This window comes from Micromonospora alfalfae (assembly GCF_022230925.1).
GTDB lineage: Bacteria > Actinomycetota > Actinomycetes > Mycobacteriales > Micromonosporaceae > Micromonospora > Micromonospora alfalfae.
The window spans coordinates 24,623-42,582 of sequence record NZ_JAKKFH010000034.1; the positions used below are offsets into that span (position 1 = coordinate 24,623).

Genomic DNA, 17,960 nt, shown 5'->3' on the forward strand with positions numbered 1-17,960 from the left:
TGCCCCTCCCCGTGCCGCTCCGGCTTCAAGATCGCGCAGTTTCCTTGATGTAGTGGCTTCCTGGTGGCTGGAGGCCACTACATCGTTGTTTGTGGGGGATCTTGGCCGGGGCAGCGACCTGGTCGGGTCGGTCGGGGGTCTACTACCGGGGGTAGGATTGCGGTGTGACTCGGTTGGGCGATCTTGAGCGTGCGGTGATGGACGTGCTGTGGGACGTGGTTCCCGGCACGTCGGACGGGGTGACCGTGCGCGAGGTGGCCGACGCGCTCGATGGCCGTGAGCTGGCGTACACCACTGTGATGACGGTGCTGGACCGGCTCGCCGGCAAGGGCATGGTGCAACGCGAGCGGGAGGGGCGGGCCTGGCGGTACCGTCCGGCGGCCAGCCGCGAGGCGCACATCGCTCAACTCATGCTCGACGCCCTCGACCTGGGTGGCAGCCGGGACGCCGCGCTGGTGCGCTTCGCCCGCTCGGTGACCGGCACCGAGGCCGAGGTGCTGCGAGCAGCCCTCGGCAGCGAGGCCGGCCTGACCGGGCCGGGCTCCACCGGCGGCGACACGGGCGGGGCCGACGCCCTGACCGACCGGGTGGACGGGCCGGCGGGCAGACGACCCGCCGACGAGGCAGCGGAGCGGTAGGGCACGCGCCATGGCCTACGCCGTGCACTTCGCCGCCACGATGCTGGCCTGCTATCTGACCGCCCAGGTGTTGGCCCGCTCCACCTGGACGTGGCGCAGCCCCCGGGTGGCGATCATCTGCTGGCAGGCTGTCGGGCTGGCGTTGGGCCTCTCGGCGATGGGCCTGCCGATGGCGCTCGGGTTGAGCGCGTACGACAGGCCGACCGGTAGCGCACTGCTCGCCCTGGCCAACGACCTCGCCCACGGCACCCTGCCGATCGGGGTGGGCACGTTCCACCTGGCCGGCGTCGGCGTGGGCTTCGGCATCGGGGCGGTGCTGGTCACGACAACGGTGCGCAGCATCCACGGCACCGTACGCGCCCAGCGTCGCCACCGGGACCTGCTGTCCCTGGTCGCCCGGAACGACCCGGCCGCGCCGGGCGCGCTGGTCTTGGATCATCCGAGCGCCGCCGCGTACTGCCTGCCGGGTGTGAAGCCGCAGGTGGTGGTCAGCGCCGGCACCCTGAGCCTGTTGGACCGGGCCGAGCTGGCCGCGGTGCTCAGCCATGAGCGTGCGCACGCCCACGAGCGGCACGATCTGGTGCTGCTGCCGTTCACAGCGCTGTGCCGGGCGCTGCCGTGGTTCGGCTGGGTGCGCGACGCGCACGAGCGGGTCGCCCTGCTGGTCGAGATGCGCGCCGACGACAAGGCCCGCGAGCTGCACGCCGACGCCCCGCTGGCGGCGGCGCTACGCCGGTTCGCCGCCGCCGGGCACCGGATCACCCCGGCCGGCGCGCTCGGCATGGGCGACCGGGATCTCGATGTACGGGTGCAGCGCCTGCTGGTCAGCGACCGGCCGCCCCGGGTTCTCGGTGCCACCGCTCTCGCGGTCGCCACCACCCTGGTCGCCCTCCCGGTCACCCTCTTCCTGAGCTGACGCCCCCAAGGCGGCGCTGAGCCCACGCCGCAGAACGGCGCGCAGGGCGCTGCCCTGCGGCCCGAGCCCCGCACCGCGCCCCCGCACCGCGCACCGCGTGGAGGGCGCTGCCCCGCGGCCTGGGGCCCCCACGCGCCCCCGCACCGCGCCCTCGCGCCCCGCACCGCGCCCTCGCGCCCCGCACCGCGCCCTCACGCCCCGCGCTGCGCGCCCGCCCCCGCACGCCCGGCACCCCCTCGCAAGATCGCGCTCGATCCAGGATCGAGGGGCATTCCGGGGCCGCGAGACCACTACATCCAGGAACGAGCGCGATCTCGCTCTACTACTACGTGGCGTAGTACCGTTGCCTACGACAGGGCGTAGTAGGCGGACATGTAGCGATGCTACGTGTAGGGTGGCTACGACAAGGGAGCCAACGCTATGGAGGGCTGGTCATGGACACCCTGCTCCTCGCCCGCCTACAGTTCGCCACCACCACCTCGATCCACTTCCTGTTCGTGGTCGTCACGCTCGGGCTGGTCACCCTGCTGGTCGGCATGCAGACCGCGTGGGTGCTCACCGGCAACCCGAAGTGGGAGCGGCTGACCCGCTACTGGGGCCAGCTCTACGTGATCAACTACGTGCTCGGCATCGCCACCGGAATCGTGATGGAGTTCCAGTTCGGGCTGAACTGGAGTGGCCTGTCGCGCTACGTCGGCAACGTCTTCGGCGCACCCCTGGCCATCGAGACGCTTGTGGCGTTCTTCCTGGAGTCCACGTTCCTCGGAATGTGGATCTTCGGCTGGCACCGGCTCGGAAAGGGCGTCCACCTCGCGCTGCTGTGGGGCGTGGCGATCACCGCGTACGCCTCGGCGTTCTGGATCATGGTGGCCAACTCCTGGCTCCAGAATCCCGTCGGCTACGAGGTCCGCGACGGAATCGCCCACCTCACCGACTTCGGCGCGCTGCTCACCAACCCCAGCCTCGGCATGGCCTTCGGGCACGTGGTCTCGGCGGCGCTGCTGGTCGGCGGGATGCTGATGGCTGCGGTCAGCGCCGGGCACCTGATCCGGCGTACCCCGGACTTCGCGCTCTTTCGCACCTCGCTGCGGATCGGCCTGGTCACCGCGGCACTGGCCATCACGATGGTGCAGGGCTTCGGTTTCGCCCAGTTCGGCCCGGTGGGCGCGGTGCAGCCGACCAAGTTCGGCGGCAACGGCCCGGAGAGCCAGGCGCTGATCGCCGAGTGGACCACCCGGTTCGGCCCCGGCGACTACACCCCGCCGGTGCTGGCCAGCGTCGGGCTGGGCTTCATGATCCTGATCGGTTTCACCCTCGGCTGCGTCTGGCTCCTGCTGCCCCTGCTCTTCCGGGACTGGGTCATCCGACTGCGCTTCCCGCTCTGGTTGATCCTGCTCGCCCTGCCGCTGCCGTTCATCGCGGTGATCCTCGGCTGGATCTCCCGGGAGGTCGGCCGTCAACCCTGGGTGGCGTACGGGCTGCTCCCCACCGAGCAGGCCGTCTCCCCGGTCAGCGCACCGCTGATGCTCGCCTCGCTGATCGGGTTCAGCCTGCTGCTGGGCACTCTCGCCGTCACCAACTGGGTGCTGCTCGCCCGGCACGCCAGGCGCGGCGCGGCCGACCCGGCGCTCGGCCGCCCACCGGCACCGTCCAGCGAGCCGGCCCACCCCGAACCCGCCCTCCTCTGAGGAGTAGACAGTGGACCTCGCCTGGTACGCAGCGCTCGGCCTCTTCTTCGCCAGCTACCTCGTGCTCGCCGGCTACGACTACGGCGTCGGGCTGCTGCTCGCCCGCGGCGTCGGTCCGGCGGGGCGGCGGGAGGCGCTCACCGCGCTCGGCCCGTTCTTCCTCGGCAACGAGGTCTGGCTGGTGGCCGCCATGGGCATCCTCTTCGGCGCGTTCCCCCTCCTGGAGGGCGAGTTGCTCGCCGGCTGCTATCCGGCCGTCGCCGGTGCCCTGGTCGGCGTCATCCTGGTCACCGTCGGGGTGCAACTGCGCAGCCGACCCGACGAGGAGCGGATCCGGGCCCGCTGGGACCGCGTCGTGGTGATCGGCAGCGCCCTCGCCGCGCTGGGGTGGGGTGTGCTGCTCGCCGCGCTGTTGCAGGGTGTGCCCCTCCAGGCCGACGGGCACGTCGCCGGGGTGACGCACCTGGCCACCCCGTTCGCGGCTGCCGCCGGGCTGGCCATGGTCGCCCTGGTCGCGGTGCACGGGGCGACCTTCCTCACCCTGCGCCTGCCCGCCGAGGCCGCCGCCGTGGTCGGCCGGACCGCCCGCCGGCTGGTGCCGGTGGCGCTCACCGCGGTCGCCCTGACCACCGTCGTGGGCCTGCTCTCCGCCCGGGTACGCGACGCGGTGCAGCGTCCGGCGGTGGCCGTACTCCTGCCGGTGCTGCTCGTGGCGGCGCTGCTGGCGGCCCGCGCGGCGCTCGCCCGGCGGCGGCCCGGGTGGGCTCTGGTCGCCACCGGCGCGGCCCTGGCGCTGCCGGTGCTGCTGGTCGGAGCCGCGCTCTGGCCCTACGTGCTGGTGTCCACGACCGACCCGGACGCCTCGCTGCGGGTGGCCGACGCCGCCGCCAGCGCGCCGACACTGCGGCTGCTGGGCTGGGTGGCGCTGCCGCTACTTCCGGCCCTACTAGGCTTCCAGGCGATGTGCTGGTGGGTTTTCCGAGGACGGACCGACGGTAGGGCACCGGTGTACTGGTGAGCCGCCGTCCGTTCGACAGGCGTCTGCTGCGCCGGGTCCCTGCGGCCCGGGGCGATCTTGCCGTGCTCGCGCTCCTGGGGGTGCTGGCCGCCGGGTTGATCGTCGCGCAGGCCACAGCGCTCGCGTCGCTGCTGGCCACCGCGATCGACGGTCGGCTGGATCGACAGGCGCTGGCCGGCTTCGTGGTAGCTGTCGCCGCCCGCTCTGCACTGGTCTGGGCGCAGGGCACGGTCTCGGCGCGGGTCGCCGCCACGGTCAAGGCCACGCTGCGGGCCGACCTGCTCGGCGCTGTGGGCCGGCACGGGCCCGGGTGGGTGGCCGGGCAGCGGGCCGGTGAGATCGCCACCCTGGCCGGGCGTGGGTTGGACGCGCTGGACGCGTACTTCACCGGGTACCTGCCGCAACTGGTGCTCAGCGTGACGGTGCCCCTCGCGGTGCTGGCGCGGGTCGTCTTCGCCGACTGGAGTTCGGCGGTGATCATCGCCCTGACCCTGCCGCTGATCCCGGTCTTCGGTGCGTTGCTCGGCTGGCAGGCGCAGGCCGCCACCGAGCGGCAGTGGCGGCGGCTCGCGCTGCTCGGCGGGCACTTCCTGGACATGGTCGCCGGGCTGCCCACGCTGCGCGCGTTCGGACGGGCCCGGGCGCAGACCGACGTGGTACGCCGGATGGCCGACGGTCACCGCGTCGCCACAATGAAGACGCTGCGGATCGCGTTCCTCTCCGCGCTGGTCCTCGAACTCGTCGCCACCCTCTCGGTGGCGCTGGTGGCGGTGCCGGTCGGCATCCGCCTGCTCGGCGGTGGGCTGGCCCTGCAGACCGCGCTGCTGGTGCTGCTGCTGACCCCGGAGGCGTACCTGCCGTTGCGGGCCGCCGGCAGCCGCTTCCACGCCAGCATGGAGGGGCTGGCCGCGCTGGACGAGGCGTTGACAGTCTCCGCCGCACCCACAGCGCCCCGGGCCGCCGAGGGCGCCTCCGTCCCGGACGCGCGGGCCGTGATCCGGTTCGAGGGGGTCACAGTGGCGTACGAGCGGACCACCGCGCTGCGCGACGTGACACTGACCATCAGGCCCGGTGAGCGGATAGCCATCATCGGGCCCAGTGGCGCCGGCAAGAGCACGCTGCTCGGCCTGCTGCTGGGTTTCGTGGCACCGACCAGCGGGCGGATCACCGTAGACGGGGTCGACCTCGCCACCGCCGACCCGGACGCCTGGCGCCGGCAGCTCGCCTGGGTGCCGCAGCGGGCCCACCTCTTCGCCGCCTCGCTGGCCGACAACATCCGCCTCGGCGCGCCGGACACCCCGGACGACGTACTCACCGCCGCGGTGCACGACGCCGCCCTGGACGACGTGGTGGCCGGCCTGCCCGACGGCCTGGACACAGTGCTCGGTGAGCGCGGTCACGGGCTGTCCAGTGGGCAGCGGCAGCGGGTCGCACTGGCCCGGGCGTTCCTGCGCTCCGCCCCGGTGGTGCTGCTCGACGAACCCACCGCCCGACTCGACACGGCAGCCGAGGCGGTGGTGCTCGACGCCACCCGTCGACTGGTCGCCGGGCGGACGGCGCTGCTGGTCGCGCACCGACCGGCGTTGCTGGCCGACGCCGACCGGATCCTGCGCATCGAGGACGGTCGGGTCACCGAGTTGACGCCCGAACCGACCGGGAAGGCCGCCCGATGACCGCCGAACACGGGCCGGCGGTGGTGGCCGACGCGGCACCGGCCGGGCGGGCCGCCGCCGAGCGGGCCGTGCTGCGACTGGCCCGGCCGTACCTGGGCCGCCTGGTCGGAGCCGGGCTGCTGGCAGCCGCCACCGAGTTCGCCGGCCTGGCCCTGATGGCCACCGCCACCTGGCTGCTGATGAGCGCCGCCGGTCAGCCTCCACTGGACCGCCTCACCGTGGCGATCGTCGCGGTCCGGGCGCTGGCGATCAGCCGGGGCGTGTTCCGCTACACCGAACGGCTCGCCGGGCACGACGCGGTGCTCCGCATGATCACCGACGTCCGGGCCCGGGTCTTCGCCACACTGGCGGCCCGCCGTGGCACGGCGCACCGCTCGGGGGACGTGCTGAGCCGACTGGTCTCCGACGTGGAGGCCGTCCAGGACCTGCTGCTGCGGGTGCTGGTGCCCGCTTCGGCGGCGGCGGTGGTCGGTGTGTCCGCGGTCGCCGTGGCGGCGCTGATCTCACCACCGGCCGCCGGGACGCTCGCCGTCGGGCTGCTGGTCGCCGGGGTGGCGCTGCCCGCGTTGGCCACCGCGGTCACCCGCCGCAGCGCGGCCGAGGTGGCCCCCCTGCGGGGCGCGCTGGCCACCGACGCGATCGACCTCACCCACGGCGCGGCCGACCTGGCCGCGTTCGGGGCGACCGACGTCACGCTGCGCGCCGCCGAGCAGCGCGCCCACCGGCTGGCCCGGCTGGAACGTCGGCTGGCCGCCACCGGATTCGCAGTGGACGCGGCCGGCGTGCTGGCCGCCGGCGTGACCGCCGCAGCGGTGGTGCTGGTCGCGCTCGCCGCCGACGTGTCGGGGGTGCTGGTGGGCGTCCTGGCCGTCGGCACACTGGCCGCCGTCGAGGTGACGCTGGCGTTGGTCGCGGCGGCCCGGCAGTGGACGCAGCTTCGGCCCGGCCTGACCCGGGTGGCCGACCTGCTCGACGCCGACCCGCCGACCGCGCCGCCGGCGACCGGTCCAACGGACCTGACCGGCCCGCACGAGCTGCGCTTCGTCGACGTGACAGTGCGATACCGGGCCGGTGCGGCGCCCGCCCTGGACGGGGTCAGCCTGGACCTACCGGCGGGACGCCGGATCGCCGTCGTCGGCCCGAGCGGCGCCGGCAAGAGCACACTGGCCGCCGTGCTGACCGGCACCGTCCGGCCCGCGTCCGGCCGGGTCACCCTGGACGGTGACGACCTCTCGGCGTACGCCGAGGAAGCGCTGCCGCGTGCTGTCGGCGGGCTGCTGGCCGAGGCGTACGTGTTCCATGCGACGGTGCGGGAGAACCTGCTGCTCGGGCGGGCCGGAGCGGGCGAGGAGGAGCTGACCGCGGCCACCGCCGCCGCCGGCCTGCTGGACTGGGTCCGCGCTCAGCCGGCGGGCTGGGACACGCTGGTCGGCGAGGAGGGCGGGCAGCTCTCCGGCGGGCAGCGGCAGCGGCTGGCGCTCGCCCGGGCCCTGCTCGCCGCGCCGCCGGTGCTGGTGCTCGACGAGCCCACCGAAGGTCTAGACCCGGTCGCCGCGGACGCGGTGCTCGCGTCCGCCCTGGCCGCCACCCCCGCCGGGCACTCGGTGCTGCTGATCAGCCACCGGCTCAGCGGGTTGGCCGAGCTGGACGAGATAGTGGTCCTGGACGGCGGCCGGGTGATCCAGCGCGGTCGGCACGCCGAGTTGGTAGCGGCCCCGGGCTGGTACCGGGACCAATGGCTGCTCCAGGCCGCTGCCGAACGGGGTTACCTGGCGCTCGCCCCCTGATCCGCCTCGGGGGCGGACCAGGGTTCTCCCGGACGTCGACCGGCCGGAGTCCGTGGCACTGTGGTGCCATGCGGCGCGGTGAGGACGTGATGGTCGACGAGCACCTGCGGGAGCTGGCAGCTCGGTTGCAGGGGCCGGCACGACTCAAGTCCGACCTGCTGACCGAGGCCCGGCACGGGTTGCTGGACGCCGTCGAGGCGTATCGCGAGAGCGGGGTGCCACCCACCGAGGCGCAGCGCCGGGCGGTGGTCGAGTTCGGCTCACCGGCGCAGGTGCTCCCGTCCTGGCAGGCCGAGCTGGCGGTGGGCGCTTTGCGTGGGCTCTCCCTGCGGATGCTGGCGATCGCCGGGGTCGGGGTCGTCGCCGGTGATCTGACCTGGCGCGGGGCGAGCTGGAGCGACGGCCCCCGTCCGCCGGCCGGTTACCTGCTGCTCTCCAACTCGGTCGACTGGATCTGGATGAGCACGCTGCTGCTCGCCGTGGTCGGTCTGCTGGTGGTCCGGGCCAGCGCCCGTTCGCCCCGGCCGGGCCTGGCTCTGGCCCAGCGTGCGGTGGGCACCGGTCTGACCGGCCTGCTGGTCCTCGGCATAGTGGCCGGCGGCGCCCTCTTCACCTGGTCGCTGAACCTCTGGGACGCCGCGCTGCACTGGCCCCCGATGATCATCGGTGCCGTGTTGGTGGGCGGCGCCTACTTCTCGCTCACCCGCGCGGCGCGCGGCTGGCTGCTGGCCACCACCCGCTGATCGGCGGCGGTTCAGGCCGGGGTGGGCGGGCTGCCCGGGTCGAGGAACCGGCCGACAGTCAGTTGGAACTCGCGCCAACCGGCCCGCTCCCCCGCCAGCGCCCGCCGGCCGGAGTCGGTGAGCTGGTACGTCCGCCGTTCCCGGCCGCTGACAGTGCTCCAGGTGCTCGCCACGTGACCGGCGCGTTCCAGGCGACGGAGCGCCGGATAGATGGTGCCGGTGGGCAGATCCAGACTGCCGTCACTGCGGGCGCGCAGCGCCTCGATGATCGCGTAGCCGTGCAGCGCGCCCTGTTCGAGCACGGCGAGCAGCAGAGCGTCGAGATGGCCGTGCAGCGCCTGGGCCTTCATACGTAGCTACGCTACTTGTCGAACCGTCACTTCGCCAGCGGCGACGACCAGCAGGTCGGACCCGTGCGCCAACCGGCCACCGGGGTGCGGGCATCGGTCACCCAGGGCCGCCGACTAGGGTATGTGCCCAGAGTCACTCGCCGGTCAGAGACCCCGGTGGGTGGGCAACCCGAAGCACACGGAGGTCAGCGTGGCCCGCCAGTCGCCCCAACGGCCCGACGCCGACGAGCCCGAGCTCGACGACACCACCGGCGCGGCCGAGCCAGACGAGACCGAGACCGACCGCCCGTCGGCGTCGATCGACCGCTCACTCTGGGACGAGCTGCGTATCGACCCAGTGGAGATCGCCCTGCCCGCCGGCACCGGCTTCACGCTTCGGGCGTACCGGCCGGCCAGCTCGCTGACTCCCACCGACGTGACCGAGCGCGACCAGGACGACCCGTTCCTCGCCCGCCGCCAGGCCGTCGAGGAGGAGGAGGACGACGAGACCGTCGTCATCCTCGACGAGGAGCTGGCCCAGGAGTTCGCCGACGAGGACGACGAGTCGACGCGCCGCCGGGACGGCGCCGCCACCGACACCGACGACGAGACCGACAAAGAGTCGGACGAGGCCGTCGCGGACGAGGCGGACGACGAGGAGGTGCCGGTCTTCCTCAGCAACCAAGGCAAGCTGCTGCTGTTCAAGACCCCCGAGTCGCTTGTCAGTTTCATCCGATCCGGTGCGCCCAACGATCTGTCCCAACTGGACAGCTGGAATGAATTGTCCGAACGGGTGGAGCCGGCAGATATTGCTCCGCTCGACGAGGACACCTACGAACTCGACCTGGTCGTGGAGAACCTGCGCGGCGGGCACGACACCTGGGATTCGACCCTGCTGATCGAGGCGGGCGAGGCCGCGCGTGACCTCTCGTACGCATTGCGGCTGCCTGCGGTACTCGACATGCTCTCCGCCGGCTCCAGCCTCGACGACCTGGACGAGGCTCTGCGTGGCACCGCCAACGGTGGGATCGGCGCGTTCATGGCTCGGCGACGGCTGAAGAAGATCGGGGCGCAGACCGCGAGTTTGGGTTGGCGCACCATTGTCGGCAAGATCTCTGCGGTGGTGGACTGGCGCGACTGACCCGTACCGGGGAGCATCAGTTGCTGGCAGAGGAAAGACCTGTCCCGGGAGGAGGACGACGCCGTGGCGCTCGTGCGCGTTTACTGCGGTCTGGCCTCGGCGGATCCGGCTGACCGACCGGCCTCCGCCGGTTCGACGCTGACGTCCGCTGTGGTCGACGACGCAGGCCGTCTGCTGCATGTCTGCGAGATCAGCGATGACGCCGCTGGCTACGCCCAGCTCGTCGCGCTGCTCGTGGAGCGGTCGGGCGGGCCGAGCGGTGCGGCCATCGCCGCCGACAGCGACGACCACACGGTCACCTCGCTGCTGAGCGCGGCGGGGCGACCCCTGGCGATCGCCGACGACGACTCGGTGGACGACTTCGCCGAGCGGTTCGCCGACGACGACTCCCTTGAGGAGATGCAGTCACCTCCGGCCGAACGGCGGGCGGTCGGCCTCGCCCGCGCGTTGCAGGCGGGGGCGCTCTCCGCCGTCACCCTGCCGGCGCCCCGGGACCTCGCCGGATACAAGCAGGTGCTCTCCGCGCACGCCGCGCTGGCCAGTGGCCGGCACTCCGCCGCCGTGGCACTGCGCGAGGTTCTGCGTGAGCTCTACCCGGCGGCCCTGCGCGCCTACCCGGACCCGGCCGAGCCGGTCTCTCTGGCCGTGCTGGACGCGCTGCCCGAGCCGGGCATGCTCGGCGGCACCGTGGCCCGGGGCCGCGAGGTGTCGGTAGCGGCGGATGCCATCGCGGCGCACCTCGCCGCCGACGGGGTAGCCGATGCCGAGGAGATCAACGAGGCGGTCACCGCCCTGCGGGTCGCCATCTCCGAGACACCCCGACGTGCCTCGGTCAACCGGGCGCTCACGTCCGCTGTAGCCGAGACGGTCCGTCAGGCCGTCGCCTCCGTGCGGGCCTGCGACGCCGGGTGTGAGGCGCTGGTCAGCGCGCTCAGCTCGCGGGTCAGCACGCCTGCCCAGGCACCCGGCCGCCGGGCCGCGGCGCGCCGCGGCGAGTCCGTCGGCGAATTGACCGGCCTGGCCGGCACCAACGCCGGGTTGACCGGCCTCGCCGGCACCAACGCCGGGTTGCGGTCGGTGCGACCCACCCCGCCAGCCGCCGACCCGGCACCCGCCGTCGGGCGGCGCAGCCGTCCCGAGCCGGTCCCCGGTAACGCGCCGTTGGCGTCGCCCCGCCCGCTCGGGCCGCCGCCGGTCGCACCCGCGCCGGTCACGCCGCCGCCGGTCGCACCCGCGCCGATGACTCCGGCGGCGATGGCTGGTCCGCCGCAGTCCACGCTGCCCAGTCGCGGCGAGCCGCTTCCCAGCCGGATCGACGGCCCGACCAACCGGCCGGTCTCCTCGCCGCCGCCTCCGCCGCCCGGGATCACCCCGATCGCGCCGGCGCAGCGTGGCATGGTGCCGCCGGCCGAGGCCGGTGAGCCGTTCCGGCCGACGCTGACCACTGCCGCGATCAACAACGCGCGGGCCGAGCGGCAGCGGACGGTCATTCCGCCCCGCCCCAAGACCAACGGCGAGCCCCGGCCGAGCCACCTGCAACGCCCCCCTGTCGACGAGCCACCCACCGGCGGGTTCAGCGCCACCGATCTCAGCATTCCGGTGCCGACCCCCCGACCGGGTCAGGAGGCCGCACCGCCCGGCTCCCGGGCGAACTGGCCGCTGGTGAACAACCCGGAGGACCCGTCCGACAGCTCACCGAACAACCCGGTGGCCTACTCGTACGGCGGCAGCCGCGGTGTCGACGCCCCGACCGACCCGGGTCGGGCCGACGGTCGGGTCACCCCGCCGTGGTTGGCGGACGACCTGCCACCGGAGCCGCCGATGCTGCGGCTGGTGGAGCCGCCGCCGCTGGCCGACCGGGCGCTGCGCGAGGGGCTCACCCCTCCCGCGGACCAACACCTGGAGACGCCGCCGCTGCGCCTGGTCGACCGCGAGCAGGCCGCTCGCAACGGTCGGGCGGCCGCCCGCACCGAGCGCGCCGCCGAGCACCGGCCGTCGCCCCCTGTCGAGCACCGGCCGCCGCCCATGGAGCACCGGCCGCCGCCGGTCGCCGACGAGGGCGACGGTGATCTGCTGATCTTCGCGCAGGCCAAGTCGGCCTGGTTCGTCGGGCAGCCCGAGGAGTCCGACCTGGACTGGTCGACCACCGCCGACACCGGCTGGCAGGCCGCGGAGCAGGCGGCCCGCCCGGCCGTGGGCGCCGAGACCAACGCCGGGCTGCCGAAGCGCGTGCCGCAGGCCAACCTGGTGCCGGGTTCGCCGCTGCGCGAGGAGCGCCCATTGCGGATAGTGCGTGATGCGGCAAGCCTCGCGGAGAACACCACCGGCTACTTCCGTGGCTGGCGTCGCGGCCAGGAGATCGGCGGTTTCGCGGTGGGTGGTCGGCCCGGTCGCGAGGCGGCCGGCGGTTGGGACTTCAGCCGCGACCACGGGGACCGCGACGACGACCGGGAGTACGAGTACCGCTCGGCGGGCTACCAGTCCTGACCCCGTTCTCACACGCGTGAGCGCCCCCAGCCAACTGGCTGGGGGCGCTTCCGCGTCAGCAGGGCGATCCCCCGGGCACGCAGAAGCCGCCTCGCGAGGACCGTGGGTGGGGGCCTGCCCCGAGAGGGGGCTGACAGCTTCCAGGTCGTCAGGAGGCGGCTCAGCGGCGCGCTGGGTCGTCTGAGCGACGAGCCAACGCGAAGACACTCACCGGGGCGGCTGGCAGCGCCCGGTGGCGGCCGGAGCCACCACCGGGGCGTGCAGCGTCCCGGATCAGGCCGGGGCGACGGCGCGCGTACGGCGCATGGTCAGCACGTACTCGACCAGCGAGATCAGCACGTGCTTCGTCGACTCCCGGTTACGGGCGTCGCAGGCCACCACCGGCACGTCGCTCGAGATCGCCAAGGCGTCCCGGACGTCCTGCGGGTCGTGGTACTGCATCCCGTCGAAGCAGTTGATCGCCACCAGGTACGGCAGGCGTCGGTGCTCGAAGAAGTCGATCGCCGCGAAGCAGTCGGCCAGCCGGCGGGTGTCCACCAGCACGACCGCACCGATCGCACCCCGCACCAGTTCGTCCCACATGAACCAGAAACGGGTCTGACCCGGCGTACCGAACAGGTACAGGATCAGGTCACGGTCGATCGAGATCCGGCCGAAGTCCATGGCCACCGTGGTCGTCGTCTTGCCCGGCACCTGCCGGGTGTCGTCGACGCCCACGCCAGCGGAGGTCATGATGGCCTCAGTGGTCAGCGGCGTGATCTCCGAGACCGAGCCGACCAGCGTCGTCTTACCGACGCCGAATCCACCGGCGATAACGATCTTCGCCGACGTCACGCGGCCGCTCGGGTTCGGCGGGCGGTGCGACATGTCAGAGCCTGCGAAGTCCACTCAGCACCCTCTCCAGCAGTTCAGTGCCCACCGCGTCGTCGGAGTCGTCCAAAATGGTCGGCTCGTGGACCGCGACCAGGCCGTCCGTCGCCATGTCGGCGATGAGCACCCGGGCCACACCGAGCGGGAGCTGCATCCGCGCCGCGATCTCCGCGAGCGATTGCACGCGACCGTCACACAGCGCGGCGATGTACTGGTGTTCGCGGCCCTGGCCGCCGTTGCCATTGGCAGCGGCCCGGCCGCGCACCGTCGTCTCGACGAGCGCCTCCAGCGCGATGTCGAGCCGGGGACGGGTGCGACCACGGGTCACGGCGTATGGACGGACCAACGCTCCGGTTGGTTCGTCACGATCGGCCATCTCGCCGCTCACCTCCTTCGCACCCGTTACCGGCTCCCACCGGTGAAACCCGTCGTTGTCGTTGTTGCAGTCGTGCCGACCTCACGATCGGCGAGACGTCAGCCCAGCATGCCCGCAGCCGCACGCGGCTGCGGGGTCAGTGCGTCGCCCACCCGGTCGACCAGCAGCGCCATCTCGTAGCCAACCTGGCCCACGTCGGAGCTGCGGGCTGCCAGCACGGCGAAGGACGAGCCGTCCGAGATGGACATCAGGAACAGGAAGCCATTGTCCATCTCCACGACGGTCTGCAACACCGCGCCTCCCTCGAAGCAGCGTGCTGCCCCCTGGGTCAGGCTGACCAGACCCGAGGAGATCGCGGCGAGCTGGTCTGCCCGGTCGCGCGGCAGATCCCGTGACGACGCGAGGAGTAGGCCGTCCGCCGATACGGCGACCGCATGCGCGACGCCGGGCACCCGGTCGGCGAAGTTGGCCAGCAGCCAACCAAGATCCTGCGTAGTTGTCATCCTTCTTGCTCCTTCTGCCCGCTCCCGGCCACCGGGCCTGAGCCAGACTGCGAGGATTGCCCTCCCGGAGTTGCCTCCGGGCTGGTCGGGTTGTCCGAGGTGCTACGCCCTCGCTGCACGCCCCGGTGGTAGGCGGAGAGCAGGCCACGAACCGCCTCCGGGGAGCGCCGCTGGACCGAGGTGGTGGGCTTCTCCACCGCACCGGGTACCAGTTGCGCCATCGGCTTGCGCTTCGGCAGACCGGTAGTGGTGGTCTCGTTCACCGGCGCCGCGCCGGCCGCCGCGGAGGCAGCACGCCAGCCGTCGTCGGCGGCGGTCTGCCAGCCGTTGCTCTGCGGTTGGGGCCGGCGGTTCGGCAGGCTCTCGGCGAGGCTGGGGCGGGTGCCCTCGTTCGCTGTGGAGCCGTTGTCCCGCGGCGCTCCTCCGACCGTCGGAGTGTCTGCCATCGGTGTGTTACCTGTCGTCCCGGGTGGTGTCTTGTGGACTGCCCGACCGGTGGCCTCGACCGTGGCGAACTGCTGGGTAGCGGAGTCGCCGTTCGTCGCTGGCTGAGCGCCGGCCGCGGTCTCCTCGGAGCCCGGGCGACGGGTACGGAACCAGGCCGACTCGAGCTCCCGGAAGATCGGCAGCTCCATCGTCTCATCCGCGTACCGCTGACGGTTCTGCGCCTGCGGCTGCTGCGGCGTCGGCCGAGTCTGCGGCGTTGGCCGAGTCTGCGGAGCCGGAGCCGGCGTTGCCGCCGGGGTCGGCGCAGGAGCCGGAGGCTGGGCTGCGGCCGGCTGCTCGCCGGGTCGCGGGACCCGCGGCAGTTCCGTCGTCATGTCCAGTGCGGCGGCGAGCCGCTCGGGCACCGGCGGGGTGGCCGTGTCCCGGTCGCTACCCGGCACTGGCGGCCAGGCCGGCGGCGCCGGGGCGTTGGGTGCCTGCGCGGGCGGGGCGGATCGGGGCGCGAAGCCGCTGAACGACTGGCTGGAGGCCGGCGGCGCCGAGTACGGCTGGTTCGAATACGGCTGACCGGACGCCGGCGAGGCCGAGACCGGCGACGCGGACACCGGCGGACCGGCGTACGGCTGCCCGGAGGCCGGAGCGGCGGACACCGGCGCGCCGCCGTACGGCGCACCTGAGTAGGGCTGCCCGGAGTACGGCTGGCCGGAGGCCGGCGAGGCGGAGACCGGCGCACCGGAGTAGGGCTGCGCGGAGACCGGCGGTGCCGAGTACGGGTGCGCCTCGGGGCTGCTCGGCAGCTGACGCGGAATGGACGGCTGCTGGTCGGTGCCCGGGGTCTCGTCCCCGCCCCGGCGCTGCGGCAGCGGGTCGATGCCCTGGCCGTTGGCCGACCGGGGGGTGAACCCGTCACCGCCGTTCGCCCCGGCCGCGCCGGTCAGATCGGACCACGCCGGCATCGACCGGTACGCGCCACCGTTGGCGGGCGTGCCGGCACCGTTGCGCGTCGCGGGGTCGAACGGGCGACCGCCCAGGGTGACCTGGTTGCCGGACTCGCTCGGACGGGGGCCGTTGCCCAGCGCGGGCAGCGCGCCGAAGACCGGCGCGGGCCCATTGGACTGCGGGCCACCGAACTGGGGAGCACCGGCCGCCGGCAGCGCCGGAGGCTGCTGCACCCGACCGGAGAGCGCCCGGGGCACCAGCACCGAGGTGGGCAGGGTCACGTCGGCGACAGTGCCGCGATCGTTGCCGGGGCGCAGCTCGACCCGGACACCGTGTCGGGACGCCAGCCGGGCGACCACGACGAGGCCCATCATCCGGGACACCGCCACGTCGACCTGCGGCGGCGTCGCGAGCCGCTCGTTGAGGTCGTGCAACTGCTCGGCGCTGATACCGATACCGCGGTCCTCGACGTACAGCGAGGAGCGGTCGCCGACGCGCCGGGCCTCGACCATGACCTGCGAGTCGGGCGGGGAGAACGCCGTGGCGTTGTCGAACAGCTCCGCGACGAGGTGCACCAGGTCGTTGACCGCGTGCGCGGCGACCTCGATGTCGCGGTCGATGACACCGAACTCGATCCGGGTGTAGTGCTCGACCTCGGACTGCGCGGCGCGCAGCACGTCGATGAGGGCGGCCGGCTCACGCTGCACGCGGGTGGAGTCGGCACCGGCGAGCACCAGCAGGTTCTCGTCGTTGCGGCGCATCCGGGTGGCCAGGTGGTCGAGCTGGAACAGCTCGGCCAGCCGGTCCGGGTCCTCCTCGCCGCGCTCCAACCGGTCGAGGTGCCCGATGAGGCGGTCGACCAGGATCTGGGAACGACGGGCCAGGTTGACGAACATGGTCGCGACGGAGGCGCGCAGTGCCGCCTGCTCGGCGGCCGTGCGGACGGCTTCCAGGTGGACGGCGTTGAACGCCTCGGTCACCTGGCCGAACTCGTCCTTGCTGCGCACCGGCAGTGGTTCGGCGATCTGGTTGGCCAGCTGCACCGGGGAGAGCTGGCCGACGACCTGCGGGTCGCGCAGACGGGCCACCGCCTGTGGCAGGCCGTATTGGGCCACGGAGAGCGCGCCCTGCCGCAGCTCACGGAGTGAGCGGGCCATCGAGCGGGCTACCAGGTAGGCGAAGAGGATGGCCAGCAGCAGCATGCTGAGCAGCAGGCCGGTCTCCAGGAAGACCTGGCGTTGGACGTCCGAGCGGAGGGTGTCGGCCTGGTCGACCACTTCACTGTCGAGCTTCCGCTCGACGGTGCGGATCAGCTTGGCGTTGGCCGTCATGGCGGCCTCCCACTGGTCCGGGCCGAACGGCGCACCGCGCATGTTGCCGGTGGTGTTGCCGTCGATCCAGCCTGTGTAGTTCTGTGCCTGCCGACGGTCGCCGCCAGCGACCGTCTGGTCGTGGAACTTCGCGTCGTCGGGGGTGGCGACGGCCTTGAAGCTCTGCAGGGCCTGCTGCTGGCCGGTGTCACTGGCGACGTAGTCCCTGCGCAGTGCGGGGGTCAGGCGCTGTCCGCCCTTCACGCCCAGCGCGCGGTGCACCACGACCCGGCGTACGGCGAGGAACTCCTTCTCCCGGGCGACCGCCGCGGCGGCGCGCATCCGGTCGCTGAGTTGGTTGTCACCGGCGAGCTGCGTGGACGAGTCGCGGATGGCGAGCAGGTCACTGATGAGACCCTCGTACGCCTGCACGGTCTCGGTCAGCGCGAGCTTTCCGTTGAACACCTGGCTGCGGACGCCCGACAGGTCCTGCAGGTTCTGGTCGATGCCGTCGAGCAGACTCTCGAGGCTGCTCGGCAGGTCCTCGATCTCGGTCCGCTGCTGCCGGTAGGGGATCGCATCCTGATCCACCCGGGAGTTCACCCGGTTGTAGGCCTCCTGGTACTGCGCCGTCGGCTGCGTCCCGTCCGCGCCCAGCAGCAGCACGGCGGCGGTCCGCTCGTCCTGCAGGCTGTCGACCAGATCACCTGAATAGCTCGACAGATTCGCCAGGTCGCCAGCTCGGTTGGCATTGTTGAGCGTCTCCACGTGGTCGATAAGACCACTGGTGCCCACCACGACCGTGGCGATGGTCGGCACGATCATGATGAGACCGAGCTTGGACCAGATCGGCATGTCCCGGAGCCGGCTGGCCGGCCGGCGCAGCCGCGACAGGAAGGAGCCCGCCGTCTTTGGCCGTTTGCTCACGTCACCGCCCTCGCGATTACAGCTTGAACGCGTTGCCCCGGGCAACGCCCAGCGACCGACCCGGCGGGTCGGACCCCCGAGATTCCATCACGCCGGTCGACAAGAAGAAAGCCCAGGTTGTCCCCAACCGAAGGTGTGATGAGATGTTGATGCGATTTGATAGCAGTC

The 17,960-nt window shown here is 73.0% G+C and carries 14 protein-coding genes; 9 read left to right on the forward strand and 5 right to left on the reverse strand.

Annotated elements, in window-relative coordinates:
* Positions 1 to 164 precede the first annotated feature (164 nt).
* The 7 genes from MED01_RS25750 to MED01_RS25780 all read left to right on the forward strand — a co-directional run bounded on the left by MED01_RS25750 (position 165) and on the right by MED01_RS25780 (position 8,463).
* Complete coding sequence (locus MED01_RS25750; RefSeq protein WP_238671129.1) at positions 165 to 638, forward strand: BlaI/MecI/CopY family transcriptional regulator; 474 nt, start codon at positions 165 to 167, stop codon at positions 636 to 638.
* A gap of 10 nt (positions 639 to 648) precedes the next feature.
* Complete coding sequence (locus MED01_RS25755) at positions 649 to 1,554, forward strand: M56 family metallopeptidase (protein WP_238671130.1); 906 nt, start codon at positions 649 to 651, stop codon at positions 1,552 to 1,554.
* A 434-nt stretch (positions 1,555 to 1,988) separates the two neighbouring features.
* Positions 1,989 to 3,242: a cytochrome ubiquinol oxidase subunit I gene (locus tag MED01_RS25760; RefSeq protein ID WP_238671131.1), complete on the forward strand. Its 1,254-nt coding sequence runs from the start codon at positions 1,989 to 1,991 to the stop codon at positions 3,240 to 3,242.
* 10 nt (positions 3,243 to 3,252) lie between these two features.
* Complete coding sequence (locus MED01_RS25765) at positions 3,253 to 4,260, forward strand: cytochrome d ubiquinol oxidase subunit II (protein WP_238671132.1); 1,008 nt, start codon at positions 3,253 to 3,255, stop codon at positions 4,258 to 4,260.
* On the forward strand, positions 4,257 to 5,933 hold the full coding sequence (gene cydD / locus MED01_RS25770) for a thiol reductant ABC exporter subunit CydD (RefSeq protein ID WP_238671133.1): 1,677 nt from the start codon (positions 4,257 to 4,259) through the stop codon (positions 5,931 to 5,933). The genes MED01_RS25765 and cydD overlap by 4 nt, the downstream gene beginning before the upstream one ends.
* Complete coding sequence (gene cydC, locus MED01_RS25775) at positions 5,930 to 7,720, forward strand: thiol reductant ABC exporter subunit CydC (RefSeq protein WP_238671134.1); 1,791 nt, start codon at positions 5,930 to 5,932, stop codon at positions 7,718 to 7,720. Before cydD ends, cydC begins: the two co-directional genes overlap by 4 nt.
* 68 nt (positions 7,721 to 7,788) lie before the next feature.
* Positions 7,789 to 8,463 (forward strand): permease prefix domain 1-containing protein, encoded by a 675-nt coding sequence (locus MED01_RS25780; RefSeq protein ID WP_238671135.1) that lies wholly within the window; start codon positions 7,789 to 7,791, stop codon positions 8,461 to 8,463.
* Between the two features lie 11 nt (positions 8,464 to 8,474).
* Here MED01_RS25780 and MED01_RS25785 read toward each other — a convergent pair whose 3' ends face one another.
* Positions 8,475 to 8,813, reverse strand: coding sequence for a PadR family transcriptional regulator (locus MED01_RS25785; RefSeq protein ID WP_091394524.1), 339 nt, complete (start codon positions 8,811 to 8,813; stop codon positions 8,475 to 8,477).
* A 160-nt stretch (positions 8,814 to 8,973) separates the two neighbouring features.
* On the opposite strand from MED01_RS25785, the gene MED01_RS25790 reads away from it, so the two are divergent.
* Both MED01_RS25790 and MED01_RS25795 read left to right on the forward strand, forming a co-directional pair.
* Complete coding sequence (locus MED01_RS25790) at positions 8,974 to 9,933, forward strand: SatS C-terminal domain-containing protein (protein ID WP_238671136.1); 960 nt, start codon at positions 8,974 to 8,976, stop codon at positions 9,931 to 9,933.
* 39 nt (positions 9,934 to 9,972) lie between these two features.
* Positions 9,973 to 12,420 carry a transposase gene (locus tag MED01_RS25795; RefSeq protein WP_238671362.1) on the forward strand — a complete coding sequence of 816 codons (2,448 nt, stop codon included), beginning with the start codon at positions 9,973 to 9,975 and terminating at the stop codon, positions 12,418 to 12,420.
* Between the two features lie 273 nt (positions 12,421 to 12,693).
* Here MED01_RS25795 and MED01_RS25800 read toward each other — a convergent pair whose 3' ends face one another.
* The 4 genes from MED01_RS25800 to MED01_RS25815 form a co-directional block, all read right to left on the reverse strand.
* Positions 12,694 to 13,287, reverse strand: a complete 594-nt coding sequence (locus tag MED01_RS25800) for a GTP-binding protein (RefSeq protein ID WP_007455465.1) — start codon at positions 13,285 to 13,287, stop codon at positions 12,694 to 12,696.
* 1 nt (position 13,288) lies between these two features.
* Entirely contained in the window at positions 13,289 to 13,666 is a 378-nt protein-coding gene (locus tag MED01_RS25805) for a DUF742 domain-containing protein (protein WP_030329021.1), read from the reverse strand.
* Positions 13,667 to 13,764: 98 nt separating this feature from the next.
* Positions 13,765 to 14,169, reverse strand: coding sequence for a roadblock/LC7 domain-containing protein (locus MED01_RS25810; RefSeq protein ID WP_030329023.1), 405 nt, complete (start codon positions 14,167 to 14,169; stop codon positions 13,765 to 13,767).
* On the reverse strand, positions 14,166 to 17,792 hold the full coding sequence (locus MED01_RS25815) for a sensor histidine kinase (RefSeq protein ID WP_238671137.1): 3,627 nt from the start codon (positions 17,790 to 17,792) through the stop codon (positions 14,166 to 14,168). Before MED01_RS25815 ends, MED01_RS25810 begins: the two co-directional genes overlap by 4 nt.
* Positions 17,793 to 17,960 lie beyond the last annotated feature (168 nt).

Bases quoted from the DNA above. Each gene is read 5' to 3' on its own strand.
- MED01_RS25800 (WP_007455465.1), bottom strand. From the start codon at position 13,287: ATGTCGCACCGCCCGCCGAACCCGAGCGGCCGCGTGACGTCGGCGAAG.
- MED01_RS25785 (WP_091394524.1), bottom strand. From the start codon at position 8,813: ATGAAGGCCCAGGCGCTGCACGGCCATCTCGACGCTCTGCTGCTCGCC.
- MED01_RS25780 (WP_238671135.1), top strand. From the start codon at position 7,789: ATGCGGCGCGGTGAGGACGTGATGGTCGACGAGCACCTGCGGGAGCTG.
- MED01_RS25810 (WP_030329023.1), bottom strand. From the start codon at position 14,169: ATGACAACTACGCAGGATCTTGGTTGGCTGCTGGCCAACTTCGCCGAC.
- cydC (WP_238671134.1), top strand. From the start codon at position 5,930: ATGACCGCCGAACACGGGCCGGCGGTGGTGGCCGACGCGGCACCGGCC.
- MED01_RS25755 (WP_238671130.1), top strand. From the start codon at position 649: ATGGCCTACGCCGTGCACTTCGCCGCCACGATGCTGGCCTGCTATCTG.
- MED01_RS25805 (WP_030329021.1), bottom strand. From the start codon at position 13,666: ATGGCCGATCGTGACGAACCAACCGGAGCGTTGGTCCGTCCATACGCC.
- MED01_RS25760 (WP_238671131.1), top strand. From the start codon at position 1,989: ATGGACACCCTGCTCCTCGCCCGCCTACAGTTCGCCACCACCACCTCG.